13 protein-coding genes and 1 tRNA gene are annotated in these 15,129 nt (G+C 45.1%); 10 read left to right on the forward strand and 4 right to left on the reverse strand.

The features are described from left to right. Positions 1-171: 171 nt before the first annotated feature. The 4 genes from metH to L0660_RS09615 all read left to right on the forward strand — a co-directional run bounded on the left by metH (position 172) and on the right by L0660_RS09615 (position 7,079). The gene (gene metH, locus L0660_RS09600; protein WP_235159297.1) at positions 172-3,996 is read left to right on the forward strand and encodes a methionine synthase; all 3,825 of its coding nucleotides are present in this window, start codon (positions 172-174) and stop codon (positions 3,994-3,996) included. A 201-nt stretch (positions 3,997-4,197) separates the two neighbouring features. After that, entirely contained in the window at positions 4,198-4,743 is a 546-nt protein-coding gene (locus L0660_RS09605) for a nuclear transport factor 2 family protein (RefSeq protein WP_235159298.1), read from the forward strand. Positions 4,744-4,838: 95 nt separating this feature from the next. Continuing rightward, positions 4,839-6,077, forward strand: a complete 1,239-nt coding sequence (locus tag L0660_RS09610; RefSeq protein WP_233797210.1) for a NupC/NupG family nucleoside CNT transporter — start codon at positions 4,839-4,841, stop codon at positions 6,075-6,077. 78 nt (positions 6,078-6,155) lie between these two features. Further along, positions 6,156-7,079 (forward strand): YihY/virulence factor BrkB family protein, encoded by a 924-nt coding sequence (locus L0660_RS09615; RefSeq protein WP_235159299.1) that lies wholly within the window; start codon positions 6,156-6,158, stop codon positions 7,077-7,079. Positions 7,080-7,088: 9 nt separating this feature from the next. Here L0660_RS09615 and sppA read toward each other — a convergent pair whose 3' ends face one another. Further along, positions 7,089-8,855: a signal peptide peptidase SppA gene (gene sppA, locus L0660_RS09620; RefSeq protein WP_235159300.1), complete on the reverse strand. Its 1,767-nt coding sequence runs from the start codon at positions 8,853-8,855 to the stop codon at positions 7,089-7,091. A 195-nt stretch (positions 8,856-9,050) separates the two neighbouring features. On the opposite strand from sppA, the gene L0660_RS09625 reads away from it, so the two are divergent. After that, positions 9,051-9,557 carry a histidine phosphatase family protein gene (locus L0660_RS09625; protein ID WP_235159301.1) on the forward strand — a complete coding sequence of 169 codons (507 nt, stop codon included), beginning with the start codon at positions 9,051-9,053 and terminating at the stop codon, positions 9,555-9,557. A gap of 1 nt (position 9,558) precedes the next feature. Continuing rightward, positions 9,559-9,762 (forward strand): hypothetical protein, encoded by a 204-nt coding sequence (locus tag L0660_RS09630; protein ID WP_235159302.1) that lies wholly within the window; start codon positions 9,559-9,561, stop codon positions 9,760-9,762. Here the strand turns inward: L0660_RS09630 and xerD are convergent, their stop codons facing one another. After that, entirely contained in the window at positions 9,763-10,659 is an 897-nt protein-coding gene (gene xerD / locus L0660_RS09635; RefSeq protein ID WP_235159303.1) for a site-specific tyrosine recombinase XerD, read from the reverse strand. A gap of 26 nt (positions 10,660-10,685) precedes the next feature. Here xerD and aroQ point away from each other — a divergent pair, with 26 nt between their 5' ends. Beyond that, positions 10,686-11,099: a type II 3-dehydroquinate dehydratase gene (gene aroQ, locus L0660_RS09640; protein WP_235159304.1), complete on the forward strand. Its 414-nt coding sequence runs from the start codon at positions 10,686-10,688 to the stop codon at positions 11,097-11,099. On the opposite strand, the gene L0660_RS09645 is transcribed toward aroQ, so the two are convergent. Continuing rightward, positions 11,100-13,589: a M14 family zinc carboxypeptidase gene (locus L0660_RS09645; protein ID WP_235159305.1), complete on the reverse strand. Its 2,490-nt coding sequence runs from the start codon at positions 13,587-13,589 to the stop codon at positions 11,100-11,102. 259 nt (positions 13,590-13,848) lie between these two features. Between L0660_RS09645 and L0660_RS09650 the strand changes: the two genes are divergently transcribed. Continuing rightward, a tRNA-Glu gene (locus L0660_RS09650) sits at positions 13,849-13,920 on the forward strand. 105 nt (positions 13,921-14,025) lie between these two features. Here the strand turns inward: L0660_RS09650 and L0660_RS09655 are convergent. After that, positions 14,026-14,277, reverse strand: coding sequence for a hypothetical protein (locus tag L0660_RS09655; protein ID WP_235159306.1), 252 nt, complete (start codon positions 14,275-14,277; stop codon positions 14,026-14,028). A gap of 111 nt (positions 14,278-14,388) precedes the next feature. Between L0660_RS09655 and L0660_RS09660 the strand changes: the two genes are divergently transcribed. Both L0660_RS09660 and L0660_RS09665 read left to right on the forward strand, forming a co-directional pair. Then, positions 14,389-14,733 (forward strand): helix-turn-helix domain-containing protein, encoded by a 345-nt coding sequence (locus L0660_RS09660; RefSeq protein ID WP_235164011.1) that lies wholly within the window; start codon positions 14,389-14,391, stop codon positions 14,731-14,733. Between the two features lie 108 nt (positions 14,734-14,841). Next, positions 14,842-15,120: a type II toxin-antitoxin system RelE/ParE family toxin gene (locus tag L0660_RS09665; protein ID WP_235159308.1), complete on the forward strand. Its 279-nt coding sequence runs from the start codon at positions 14,842-14,844 to the stop codon at positions 15,118-15,120. Positions 15,121-15,129 lie beyond the last annotated feature (9 nt).

Below are 15,129 nucleotides of genomic sequence, written 5' to 3' on the forward strand. Positions count from 1 at the left end.
TTTTGAACTGATCGAATATAGATAAATAATTTGTCGATTGGAATGGACGTAGACTATTAGTCTGAACTTTTTGATTTTTTTGAACAAAACATCTATTAGGTTAAATTTGCTTTCCAGTTGACATTGGAATCCTTCCGCTTAAAATTATTCAGCTAATAGAAATACAACACAATGGTAGCAACGCAAAACGCAGACATCCGTGAAATCCTGAAAAGCCGTATCCTCGTACTGGACGGTGCGATGGGAACGATGATCCAGCGGTATAAGCTGGAAGATCACGATTACAGGGGCGAGCGTTTCAAGGACTGGCCGCGTGATGTAAAAGGGAATAATGACCTGCTTTCACTAACACGCCCTGACATTATAAAAGCCATTCACGCTGCATATTTTGAGGCAGGGGCAGACATTGCCGAAACCAATACATTCTCAGGAACCACCATTGCCATGGCCGATTACGGCATGGAGGAATTGGTTTATGAACTGAACTTTGAGTCTGCGCGCCTTGCGAGGGAAGTTGCGGATGAGTTCACAGAAAAAGATCCGGACAAGCCGCGTTTCGTTGCAGGTTCTATCGGACCTACCAACCGGACGGCTTCACTTTCGCCGGACGTTAATAACCCGGGTTATCGGGCGATTAGCTTTGATCAGCTCGTTGAAGCTTATTATGAGCAAATTAAAGGTCTTACGGATGGCGGCTGCGATCTGCTGCTCGTTGAAACCATATTTGATACATTGAATGCGAAAGCTGCACTTTTTGCTATCGATCAATTTTTCGTTGATGCTAAAAATGGTAAAATAGAGCGCCTCGATTCATGGAGAAATAAACCCGGCGAAGCATTGCCGATCATGATATCGGGAACAATTACCGACGCTTCCGGAAGAACATTATCAGGGCAGACGACAGAAGCATTTCTGACATCTGTATCTCACTTACCATTGCTTTCAGTAGGCTTGAACTGCGCATTAGGGGCCGATCTGATGCGTCCATATGTGCAAATTCTGGCGAAAGAGGCCCCATTTTTTACTTCTGCTCACCCGAATGCAGGTTTGCCGAATGAAATGGGTGAGTATGACGAGTCTCCCGAGCAGATGGGCGAAGTGGTTGATGGATTTTTGAGAGATAATCTGGTCAACATTATCGGTGGCTGCTGCGGAACGACGCCGGAGCACATCCGCGTGATTGCGGACCTATCTGTAAAATATAGCCCAAGAACATTGCCGCAGAGCGAAACAGTGATGAAACTATCTGGTTTAGAGCCGGTTAAGATCAATAAGCTGAGCAATTTTGTGAACATTGGGGAGCGTTGCAATGTAACCGGTTCAAAAAAATTCGCCAGGCTCGTGCGTGAAGGCAAATACGACGAAGCACTTGCCATCGCCCGCGAACAGGTCGAAAGCGGTGCGCAGGTGATCGATGTCAACCTCGACGAAGGGATGATCGACGGCGTGGAGGCAATGAAGACCTTTGTTAACCTCATTGTTTCTGAACCTGATATTTCCAAAGTGCCCCTAATGATCGACTCTTCGAAATGGGAAGTGATAGAATCGGGATTGAAATGTGTGCAGGGCAAGTCGATCGTTAACTCGATCTCTTTGAAAGAAGGCGAGGAGAAATTCAAGGAATCCGCAAGAACAGTGCTTCGCTACGGCGCGGCGGCTGTTGTGATGGCATTTGACGAGCAAGGCCAGGCTGATAACCTGGAACGGCGCATTGAAATTTGTTCAAGGGCTTACCGCATTTTGACAGAAGAAGTTGGTTTCCCAGCTGAGGACATCATCTTTGATCCGAACATTCTGACGGTTGCAACCGGAATGGAGGAGCATAATAACTACGCGGTTGACTTTATCAATGCTGTTCGTTGGATCAAGGAAAATCTTCCGCATGCGAAAGTTTCGGGTGGTGTTTCCAATGTTTCTTTCAGTTTCAGGGGAAATGAACCGGTGCGTGAAGCCATTCACACGGCATTTCTATACCACGCAATCCGTGCCGGAATGGATATGGGAATTGTTAATGCTGCGCAAATTGGCATTTATGATGAAATCCCGAAAGATGTGCTCGAACTGGTTGAAGATGTGCTGCTTAACCGTCGCGCCGACTCAACCGAACGCCTTGTTGCTTATGCAGAGACAGTAAAAGACAAAGGAAAAACACAAAGCGGTCCTGATCTTTCATGGAGAGAATTGCCGGTTAAAGAGCGCATTTCGCATTCTTTGGTAAAAGGGATTTCGGATTATATTGATGAGGATACAGAGGAATGCAGACACTTGTTTGCCAGACCATTGGAAGTGATAGAAGGGCCGTTAATGGACGGAATGAGCATTGTGGGTGATCTTTTTGGCGAAGGAAAAATGTTCCTGCCGCAGGTTGTGAAATCAGCTCGTGTAATGAAAAAAGCGGTTGCTTATCTGCAACCTTACATTGAGGCGGAAAAAAGTGAGGGCAATAATTCAGCCGGAAAAATATTGCTCGCCACAGTAAAAGGCGACGTTCACGACATTGGCAAAAACATTGTGGGCGTGGTGCTGGGCTGTAACAATTACGAAATTATCGATCTGGGCGTAATGGTGCCTACGGATAAGATCCTCGCCGCCGCTATTGAGCATAATGTGGACATTATTGGTCTTTCAGGATTAATCACGCCTTCGCTCGACGAAATGGTTGGTGTGGCCAAAGAAATGGAGCGCAGAAACTTTAAAATGCCGCTTTTGATCGGTGGTGCAACAACTTCGCGTATACACACGGCAGTTAAAATAGACCCGAATTATTCCGGTGCGGTTATTCATGTTCTCGATGCTTCCAGATCTGTTCCGGTCGCTGGTAAACTGATCCAAAGTGATCAGAGTCAGGCTGATGTGCTATCAGACATTAAGGCTGAATACGCCAAGCTGAGAGTCGACCATGCCAAACGCGGGGGAGAAAAAGCGCATGTCCCCATTGCAAAAGCAAGAGAAAATAAAGCAAAAATTGACTGGACCAGCTTCCAGGCGACCAAGCCGCAATTCTTGGGAACAAGGGTTTATGATGACTATGATTTGAATGACATTGCCAAATACATTGACTGGACACCATTCTTCCAGACGTGGCAGTTACACGGCAAGTTTCCCAAGATTTTTGAAGACAAAGTTGTTGGAGCGGAAGCAGTTAAACTATACGAGGATGCTGCGGTGCTGCTAGGCGAAATCATCCGGGATAAAACGCTTAAAGCGAAGGCGGTAATCGGTTTCTGGCCAGCTAATTCAATTCAGGATGACATTGTTTTGCATCATTTTGAAGAGCAAAGCCGCGAAGTGTCTTGCGAAAGGCATGGCTCACATCAACATATCGAATATCTGATCAGTCAACCGGCAACGGAGAATCTCAATGCAGGGGAGCTTGTTGCGGATACGGCGGCGGTTTTACATCATTTGCGTCAGCAGTCTCAAAAAGCGTCTAATCTGGCCAATTATTGCTTATCAGATTTTATTGCACCACTTGAAACGGGAAAAACCGATTATATAGGCGGATTTGCAGTTACTGCGGGCATCGGCATCGAAGCGCTTTTGGATAAATATGAAAAGGACCATGATGACTATAACAGCATTATGGTGAAGGCGCTGGCGGATCGCTTGGTGGAAGCATTGGCGGAATTAATGCATGAACGCGTTCGGAAGGAGATTTGGGGTTATGCCAAAAATGAAACATTTAGCAACGAAGACCTCATTAAGGAAAGCTATATGGGCATTCGTCCTGCACCCGGATATCCAGCCTGCCCGGACCACACAGAAAAGCGGATGCTTTTCGATCTTTTAGAAGCAGAACAGCTCGGCATTACATTGACGGAAAGCTATGCCATGTATCCCGCAAGCAGCGTGAGCGGCTGGTATTTTTCGCATCCGGACAGCCGTTATTTCCCTGTTGGTAAGATATTTAAAGACCAGGTTGAGGATTATGCAAGGAGAAAAGATATGCCTCTGGAAGAAATTGAAAAGTGGCTATCTCCTGTTTTGGGATACTAAAAAGTTTAATGTTTAAGGTTCGATTGGGAGAGTGGGGTAACCTGCTCTCCCATTTTATTTGTCCGCTGTATACTTTTTTTGAACAAATCACGTAATTAAGGAGCATGATGTGCTGGAAACAGGTATTAATACGCTATTTTCTTAGTTTTCTACAGTGAATATTTGTCTTATAATTCGAGTTAGAATTAAAGTCTGTTAGCCATGAATCGTAATATCGCCGTTTTCATCTTACTCATCCTTATTGCCTCCTCATTTAAATACAGAACCAAAACACGCGGGCAAGTTTCAACATTAAACCCCGCCCAGGTTCATTCAGTTAAAAATATAGGTCAGGAATCCGGCGCATTCGATAAAGCCGTGCTGAAATTACAGGAAGGCAACCAAGAGCTTGCTAAGGGCCGGGCTTCCATCTACAAATCGCTTTGGTCGCACTCGGAAGATGTAAGCAATTTTTGCGCAATGGATGGACAGGAATACAAAGGTTGGGAATCGGTCGAAAAAAGTCTGGATTCCTTTGTTCAGAAAATGGCTGGTAATAGCAACTTCAAATTAGAAAAAATCGCTAGTCAAGCTGGCCCTGAGCAGGGATATGTTCTTCAAAAAGAGCATTACACACTTCAAGATGGCATTAAAGTTGACCTGAATGTTACGATTGTCTTCCGCCGGGAAAATAATGAGTGGAAAATCGTACATCGACAATCCGATAAACTGGCCATGCCGGCTGAGGCCATTATCGCTGCCAAATAATCTCCGGCATAATCCTGTATATTTTACACATTTCGCATCTTCCAATTAATTTGTTGTTATTTTGCACCTTTTGGCAAAGGGCGACTTAACAATTTATGGAAAGATTTACGGGACTGCTGGGTATCATATTGATCCTGGGCATTGCATTCGCAATGTCGAATAACAGAAAGGCGATTAATTACCGGACAGTAGGCGTGGGGTTGGGACTTCAATTTGGCTTGGCTGTATTTATTCTTCGTACCGAAACCGGCCAGCGGATCTTTCAATGGCTGGGCGATAAAGTTCAAAAATTACTCTCATTCTCCGACAGGGGCGCCGATTTTGTATTCGGAACGCTCGTTCGTCCCGATTTGATGCAACGTGCATTTGGTCCTGGAAATGACTTTGTGTTCTTCTTTAAAGTAATTCCTACTATCATCTTTGTTGCCGTTCTGGTGAATATGCTCTACCATTTGGGCATTATGCAACGCGTGGTATCTGTCATCGCGCGCGGCGTCTACTGGCTTATGGGTGTAAGTGGTGCAGAAGCTCTTTCCAATGTTGCCAGCACATTCGTAGGTCAGGTGGAGGCACAGATTATGATTAAGCCTTATTTGAAAAACATGACCAACTCCGAGTTAATGGCTTCTATGACAGGAAGTTTCGCGTGTATAGCGGGCGGTGTAATGGCTGTTTATATTTCATTGGGCGTTCCGGCTCCTTATCTTATCGCTGCCAGTTTAATGGCTGCTCCGGGTGCACTGGTTATCTCAAAAATCGTTTTTCCTGAAACGGAGACTTCAAACACAAAAGGCGTCGTAAAGCTGGAAATCCAGAAAACGCATGCAAACTTGCTGGATGCCATCGCAGCGGGAGCAGGCGAGGGTTTGAAGGTTGGTTTTAATGTCATAGCCATGCTGATCGGCTTTATCGCATTGGTTGCCTTGCTCGATTATTTGCTGGGCTTGATTGGCGGTTTGTTTGCTTTTCCACAGTTGAGTTTCAACTTTGTGCTTGGTAAAGTTTTCTCCGTTTTTGCATGGGCCATGGGCGTTCCCGGGAAGGATATCGAGGCTGCTGGCTCGTTAATGGGGACAAAGATGGTAATCAACGAGTTTGTGGCCTATCTTGATCTCGTGAAAATGAAGGAGACACTGGATCATAAAACCATCGTGATCACCAGTTTTGCATTGTGCGGTTTTGCAAATTTCAGCTCCATTGCCATTCAGGTAGGAGGGATTGGAGAACTCGCACCGTCACGCCGCGCCGACCTGGCAAGGCTGGGATTTAAAGCACTCATTTGTGGGACATTGGCTTCCTACATGTCGGCGACGCTCGCCGGTTTGCTGTTATAAGCCCGTTCAGATTGCTGCTTTGGCATGGATATTTCTGTTTGCTGATTCGAAAGTAATATTGAATTAGTAAAACATCGTATGAAAAACGTAAAGCTGTATTTCTCCATCCTCAAAGAAAGTTTCGGTGAGTTCATGAATGATAACGGGCTGAAACTGAGTGCAGCTCTTTCCTACTACACGATATTTTCCCTGGCTCCCATGTTGCTGGTCATCATTTCGGTGTTCAGCATTTTTTTCGGGCGGGATGCCATTCAAGGTGAGTTGTTTGACCAGATCAGAGGATTGGTAGGCGCGAGTGCAGCTCAGCAATTGCAGGAAATCCTTAAAAACGCAGAGCTTTCCAACAAGTCCGGTGTGGCTGCGGCGATAGGGATCGGAACATTGCTGGTTGGTGCGACGGGGGTTTTTGCCGAAATGCAGGATTCGATCAACTACATCTGGGCTATCAAATCCAAACCAAAAAAAGGATGGCTTCAATATCTTAAAAACCGGCTCGTATCCTTTTCACTGATCCTTACGCTCGGCTTTCTGCTTGTTGTGTCGCTGGGTGCAAGTGCTTTGGTTGATGTGCTGAGTAATCAGTTGGAAAGATACTTTTCAGAAGGTTCTGTCATACTTTTCTACATTGTAAACCTGGCGCTGGTTCTGACCATTATTACTGCGCTGTTCACAGTGATCTTCAAAGTGTTACCGGATGGCGAGCTGAGATGGAAGGAGTGTATGGTAGGAGCAACTTTTACGGCTATTCTGTTCCTGATAGGCAAGTTTGTGATCAGTTTTTATCTGGGCCAGTCTGACCTTGGTGCAGCATACGGCACTTCCGCTTCGATCGTTATCCTGCTGACCTGGATTTACTATTCTTCTATTATTCTTTATTTTGGAGCAGAATTTACGAAGGTTTATGCCAAACAGGACGGCGTAGGAATTGCTCCCAATAAACACGCCGTACTGATTGTCAGAAAAGAAATTGATGAAGAAACCGGTGAGCTGATCGTCGATTAACAGAAACGCTTAGCGAATTACAAGTTCGAAAGGCATTCTGGTTTGTGTTCCGCCCATGTTCAAAAGCTTTTTATACATTTTGACATATGGAGCAAGTTCACCAAGTGCCTTTGTCGATGCTTTTTCTTCCTCATCGCCCATCATTTTGGTTACCAGCTCGTCAAATGGCTTTTTCTTTTCAGGATAATAACGCACACGATAATCGCCTTCACCCAATTTCGCCGCCTTTGCAGCAATTTTGATGGCATCATCCACACCGCCCAAAACATCCACTAGGCCGTTTTCCTTGGCTTCAACACCAGACCAAACGCGTCCTTGTGCCAGGCTTTTTAGTTTTTCAACAGACATTTTTCTGCCAGCTGCTGCTTTTTTGGTGAATGTCTCGTAACCTTCGTTGACACTCTTTTGGATCATTGATTTTTCGAATTCCGTCATGTCGCGGGTTGCAGTAGGCCAGTCAGCATGCGGACTGGTGCCCACGCCGTCAAATGTTACCCCAAGCTTGTTATTCATGAAATCCGAGACATTGAAAATCAAGCCAAATATCCCGATTGAACCCGTTATGGTGTTCGGCTGTGCCACAATTTTGTCGCAACCCATAGCCATATAATATCCGCCGGAAGCTGCCACATCAGACATGGAAGCAATAACAGGCTTCTTTTTGGCTGTAATTTGTATTTCTCGCCACATGACATCAGAGGCCAGCGCGCTTCCGCCAGGGGAATTGATCCGAATCACGACCGCTTTGATTTTGTCGTTTTCACGAATCTCTTTCAGTTCTTTTACAAATTTGTCAGAGCCGATATTATCGTCGCCGCCATCGCCGGAAGTAATTTCTCCCTCCGCTACAAGCACGCCAATGCGTTTGTTAAAATCCCCCTCATCAACCTTGCTGCCGCCTTTCAGATATTTATCTACACCCACATAAGTGATCTTTTTCTTATCCTCTATTTTCAAATCCCTTTTCAGATAGGACTCCAATTCGTCCTGGTAACCCAGATCTGTCACAAATTTGTATTTCAATGCAGCTTTCGGATTGTCAACGGCAAGGGAATCGGCAAGTCCTTTTAGTTCAGCAACCGGAATTTTACGGGAGGCAGATATATTTTTAAGAAAATTGCCATTAATGGCTGTAATTAATTCGAGAGACTGCTTTTTACTCGAATCGCTCATATCCTGACGCGAGAACATCTCGATCGCGCTTTTGAACTCACCTACCCGGAACACCAATGGCTTGATGTCCAGCTTGTCAAAAGTGCCCTTAAAGAAGCTGTATTCGGCTGAAAGACCGTTCCATTCCATGCCACCCGCAGGATTCAGGTAAATTTTATCGGCTATTGAAGCAATGTAATAGCCTTTTTCGGAGTAAGATTCGCCGTAAGTAACGATGAATTTTTTCGATTTTTTAAATTCCAAAAGTTGGTTCCGGATCTCCTCCAATGTTGCCCATCCGGCTTCCGGTCCTTCTGTTTTCAGGTAAATGCCTTTGATGTTATCGTCTTTCTGAGCGCTTTTTAAGGCTTCGATAATGTCTTTCAGTCCGACCGCATTTTCATTGCCACCAAACGGCCCGCCGATTTCAGCAAAAGGATTTTCGACGCCTACTTCCTGTATCGGTTTGTTAAGGTCTAATTTAAGGACAGATTTTTCTGCTATAACGACCTCGTCATCTGACGAAAGCATGGAACCGATACCCACAAGGATGAAAAAGGAAGCGAAAAGAAAAATGATTATGCCGACAAAAGTGGCCAGGACATATTTAAAGAATTGTAACATGAGATGCTTGCTAGTGGGTTTTATTTCATAGGTATGTAAGAAACAAAAATACAGATTAATTGTCGCGGATTGTAGAATAATTAATGTCGAAAGGTTGTATGAGCTCGCTAAGTGGCAAAAAATTCAGGCTGATTTTCGTGTCCCTGCAAAGTGGTTTAAATGCAGGATATCTGTAATTTTGGAAAAAAAAGAAAAATGAAAAAGACGCTAATTCTCGTTCGCCACGCCACCGCTGAGGACCATAGTTTTTTGATCAAGGATTTTGACAGAAAACTTAATGACAAGGGACTGGGCGAGTCGGCGAAGATGGGGGAATGGCTTGCCACGGCCAATATTAGTGCTGATATTTTTGTTTCTAGTCCGGCTCCCAGAGCTTACCAGACTGCCGAAATTATCGCGGAAAAGTTGGGCTTGAATACGGATCAGCTGATCTCTGACAGAGACCTTTACGATGGCGGGCCGAAAGCTTATTTAAACGCATTGAATTCTGTTTCGGAAAGCTTTTCAAAGCTGATGCTATTTGGCCATAATCCCGATATCAGCCATTTTGCGGAATATATGTCCGGAGCGGATTTAGGTTCGATGAAGAAAGGAAGCGTTGCCATCATTGAATTTGAAGGCCTAAAATGGGAAGAGCTTTCGGCAAAGACCGGGCAGCTGACTTTATACAAAACACCAAAACAAGTGAGCGAAGCTGAGTAAAATGGACAAACCAAACAAGAACCGCAGCATTTTCATTGCCATAACCGTCTTTTTTATTGCGCTCTTCGTATACATTTCCTACGACATGTCGAGCCGTACAACCGCTCCCTGGAACAAGCCCAAGCAACTGAACCGCGCATTACCAGGCGCCACGCCGGACTCTGATTCGCTTTTACTGGATTCGCTGCTGGAAGAAGTGAAGTAATCAACCTCGCGGGTGAAATTCTGTAATAACCTGCCGGAGATAATCGCGATCCAGGTGCGTATAGATTTCCGTGGTCGTAATCGACTCATGCCCAAGCATTTCCTGCACTGCGCGCAAGCTCGCGCCACCTTCGATCAAATGGGTCGCAAATGAATGACGGAATGTGTGCGGGCTCACATTTTTGTGGATTCCAGCCTTTTCCACAATGTCCTTGATCATTATAAAAATCATCACACGAGAAAGCTGACCGCCTCTTCTGTTCAGGAAAACAATGTCCTCTGCATCCTTGGCCGGTGCAATGTCGTTGCGGACGTGTTCGAGGTAAATCTGGGTGTATTTAATGGCTTCTTTGCCAATCGGGACCAGTCTTACCTTATCGCCTTTTCCTAAAATCCGCAGAAAGCCAATGTCGAAATAACAATGTGTAAGCTGCAAGCCAGTCAATTCTGAAACTCGTAATCCCGAACTGTACAGCACTTCAATAATCGCCCGGTTTCGCGTTCCTTCCGGCGTGGAATGGTCGATGGCAGATAACATTGTTTCAATTTCTTCATAGGAAAGCACATCGGGCAACTTGCGCGGCAGGCGAGGGGATTCCAGGAGTTCGGTCGGGTCCTCGGTGATCTCATTTTCCAGCAAAAGATATTTGAAAAAAGCTTTAATGCCCGAAAGCATCCTCGCCTGAGAATGTGCCGCCAGGCCGAGCTCGGACAGATATTTCAGAAAAGCCGTTAAATGTTCCTCCGTAATCTTCGCGGGGGGCAAATCGATTTTTGCCAATTCAAGATATTCTTCCAGTTTCTCAACATCCCGCACATAAGCCTCCACTGAATTGCCCGATAGGGAGCGTTCCAGCCGAAGATAATTTTTAAAATGTTTGATGTAGCTTTGCCACATAGAAGAACTGTTAATCTGATTATTGAATGAAAAAGATCCTGATCCTGAACGGCCCTAATTTGAATCTTTTAGGCAAACGCGAACCCGGCGTTTATGGTAACCAATCATTTGAGGATTATTTCGAAACACTGAAAGGTCTTTTTCCGGACACTGAACTGCATTATTTTCAATCCAATCATGAAGGCGCATTAATAGACAAAATCCACGAAGTCGGCTTCACATTCGACGGCATAGTGATCAATGCGGGCGGCTACACACACACATCCATCGCCTTGGCCGACGCCCTTTCCGCGGTAACCACTCCGGCCGTAGAAGTCCACATCTCCAACATCCACGCCAGAGAATCCTTCCGCCACCATAGCTATTTGACGTCGCGTTGTAAGGGAATGATTTGTGGGTTGGGGCTTCGGGGTTATGAACTGGCGGTTCGCTATTTCTAATTACCTAAACACCGCATTGCTAAACAGAATCTTCCCGCTATACAGCATGGAGCGGAAAACGGGGTCGTCCATGAGGTAAACCACGTGGCCGCGGCCCATGTCCTGCACGCCCATGACCAATGTGTTTTTGAGCTTTCCGGTCATTTTGTTGCCTACAAATCCAGCTTTGTAGCCCGTTTCGGTGAGGTAACCCACATTCCAGCCGTCTTTCAGGTAATCCATTTCGTAGGCGTCCCGCACGAGGGTGAAATATTCCTTTCCGCAGCCGAATGCCAGCGGATGCGTTGTGTCCATCGTCACCTGAAACATGCTGCCCGGCGAAGTGTCGCCAGCGTCTTCTCTTTCCTGATCGCCGTATTTTTTAAATGTGTCGGAATCTTTCTTTCTGTCCGACATTTTTTTGGTCAGATTAAAACCCGATTTTCCAACAAAAACATCAGTTGCGCGCTCCATAGCAATGAGTTTTCCACCATTCCGGATCCAGTTTTGTAAAGCTTCTAGCTGTTTGTCATTGATAATGTCACTATAACGGCCGTCAGGAAGGATCAGCACATCGATCTCATTCCAGGGCAATGTGGAAAGCCGCGAACCATTCACCATCGTCACCGGATAACCGATCTGCTGCTCGAAATAATGCCACACAGCGCCGACAGCAGTCGGACTAATGCCTTCACCCGTCACAGCAACCACCTTTGGCGCTTTAAGCGACACAATGTAATCGCTTCCAAAATCCGCGCCGCTGCTCACATAACCCGTTTGCACAGGCGTAAGCTTGACAAAGTGTTTGTTTGCAATAGAAGTGACAAGTTTATCGAAAGCCAGGTTTTCATTTCCTTTTTTAGGAATAATCAATGTCCCAGCCTCAAAATTCGACTTATTCATCTCAAACGGAATATTCGAGCTTTTGACCAAAATTCCGTTTTTCAGCAACTCTGCAAGAAACGCAGTGTGCTCAACCTCAGACCATTGGGCCAGATAAGCGTAAGGTGAAGTCGACGGAATCGGATTTTCAATTTTCTCTGACTGATACGCTGCCGGAGCCAGTTTTTCCTTCAATCCATAAGCTTTCAAACCATACAAATAAGCAAGTCCCCAGCTCGTAACATCGTAAGTTACAGAGTCTTCCAGCACCGGTTTGGGCTCAAAGAGAATTCTCAGCAAGTTCGATTTAGGCTGATAGGCGCTGATCAGCAAATCATTATTCTCAATTTTTACGGGCTGCTCGATCAATGTCGTCAGCTCCGTGCCTTTTGTGGATGCAGATTTACCAGCAATGCCATAAATAAAGCCCTGGCGCGTCATCCATTCGCTGAAAGAACGAATCCGCTCTTCATTTCCTTTGGCCTTCACAATGTAGGTTTTGAAAGAACCTGCAGGCGCATTTAAGGCATCTTCATGAAACTTAATCATCTCAGAAACAATGCGTTCCTTTTGTGAAAGCACCGCTTCCAACGTGGCCAGACTCGTCGCATAATGATGGGAAATGCGGCTGGCGAGCGTCAATGTATCATGTTCGTCTTTGCGCTCAATGCCTAATCCAGCCCTTCCTCCGCCGCCTTGCTCATAAGTCACGCCAATTGCGCCATTGACCGTAGGCCAGGTGTCGCCATAACTTGGGTAAAAGAGATCGTAATTATATCGGGTGAAATAGGCCCAGTTGTTTTTATCAAAATATTTGCGGCAATATTCCCCGATCAAATCATTAAACTGCCTTTGCCACGCAGTTACGTCCTTGTGAAATGGACGGGCAGCAGGAGGGAAATAGTAGCTTCTGGTGTGGCCCATTTCATGAAAATCGGCATGGAAGTGCGGCATCCATTGATTGTAAAGCGCAATGCGTTCCTTCGTTTCCTTCTGCGTTTGCCACGCCCAATCGCGGTTGAGGTCAAACAAATAGTGGTTAAAACGACCGCCAGGCCAGGGTTCGTCATGTTCCAGCCCAAATGGCGTTACATCCGGTGTCGCATTCTGCACGCGGTTATACCATTGCGAATAGCGGTCATACCCATCCGGATTAATGCAAGGATCGATCATCACGACCATATTTTTCAGAAAATCCTGTGTCAGCGTATTCTGTTTATTCAGCAGCTCATAAACCACTTTCATGCTCGTATTCGCCGAAACTGACTCATTTCCATGCACATTATAACTCATCCAAACGATCGGCGGCGTGGCGGCATCCGGTTTGCCATCCAGGAGTTTAATGCTCTTTAAATGGTTTGTGCGGATCTTTTCCAGATTCGCAATGTTCTCCGGCGAGGAAATAAATGCCACCATCAGCGGCCTGCCTTCGTTGCTGCTGCCATATTGGACGATTTTCACCCGGTCTGCATTTTGCGATTGCAATAACTTAATGTAATCAACGATCTGGTGATGAAATGCGAACTTAGAGCCGAGCGGGAAACCCAGGAATTCGTCCGGCGTTTTATTTTGCGCCACTGCGAATTGGGAAAAAAGCAGCAGCAATGACCAGCAGAAACGTTTTAACATATATTGAAGGAAATGAAATGGAAAACGAGGATTCCAAAATTAGAAAGTTACCTCAATTTAACGGCATGGGATATTGAATAAAAAAAAGTTTTGGATTGAATGTTCTGGAAATCAGGACAGTGTAAAATAACTTCGTTTTATTTCTCTTGTAAGTTTGGAATTTAAAAACCGGTCGTGCATCTTTGCACCACGATTTCGGAAAACGGAAACGAAAAGTGAAAGAAAGTGCTTAAAAAACGCGCGAAGTAGGAGACCAGTCGGCCCATTCGTCTAGCGGTTAGGACACGACCCTTTCACGGTTGAAACAGGGGTTCGATTCCCCTATGGGTCACATAACCGCGCGGAATGCGCTTTCAGAAACTTCAAAAACCGTCCTATTTTAGGGCGGTTTTTTTGTTGTTGTCTGGCGTTTGCTTTACCCGATTCGGAGCATTAACTAAATACGAACATTACTAATCCCCGGAATCTCCTCCAAAGCCAAAGTAACATGCTCAATCCGGTCCACATCGCCACGTCTCGGATCGGAAAGCGCCTGAGCCACTGAACGCATGTAAGCTTCACCAGTTCTCGTATCAAAAAACTGGTTGTGCTCAGCCAGCTTGTCTCTCCATTTTGGACCTGCCATTTCTTTGGCCCTGCGAAAACGAATAAGTAATCGTTGCTTAATCGGTAATCTAGTTATTTCCATTTGTATAATATGTGTAAATTGTGCTAATCAGATAATGCTACACAAATATAGTCAATTTGATAATATTATTTACCAAAATGAATATATTTATAATCAAATCAATAAATTTCCGTGATTGACAGGCTAAAAAAGCTTAGGGAAGTTTTGCAAATTAACGCAGTTCAATTTGCAAAAAAGGCTAATGTCCCGCAGGCGACCTATAACAGAATTGAAAAGGGAAGTGGAAATTTGACTGCTGATGCCGTCGCCGACATTGTAAAGGCCTTCGAGGTAAATCCTTATTGGTTATTACTAGGCGAGGGCGGTGATGAGCCGATTTTTACAAAGCAAGCCGAACTCTCAAATCAAATAACGATTACCAAAGATGAATTTATCGAATTGCAGCGGAAGGCTTTGCGGCAGGAGGATCGGATTCGCGAGTTGGAGAGGGAGGTTGCGGAGTTGAGGAAAGATTAACGATATTTACAAAAACTAGACACACTATATATATGATATCAAAACTACCCGAATGTGCATCAGCGCTGTTTACTTCAAGATTTTATCTGAGAGTTTGGCACTGTTAAGATGATTGAAAGCATTCAGCATAAGGGTTTACATCTTCTATTTGAAGATGATAACTCGTCAAAACTGCCTCCACATCTGGTGGAACGAATTCGGGAAATTTTATCTTTGTTAGACGTGGCTGAAACAATTGAGCAGTTGAACGTTTCAGGATACAGGTTGCATAAATTAACCGGTGAATTCAAAGACTTCTATTCAATAAGAGTAAGCGGAAACTATCGGATCATTTTTCGGTTTGTTGATGGAAATGTGTTTGATGTAAACTATCTTGACTATCATTAAGAGCATTCA

This window comes from Dyadobacter sp. CY351, from assembly GCF_021502625.1.
Lineage (GTDB): Bacteria > Bacteroidota > Bacteroidia > Cytophagales > Spirosomataceae > Dyadobacter > Dyadobacter chenhuakuii.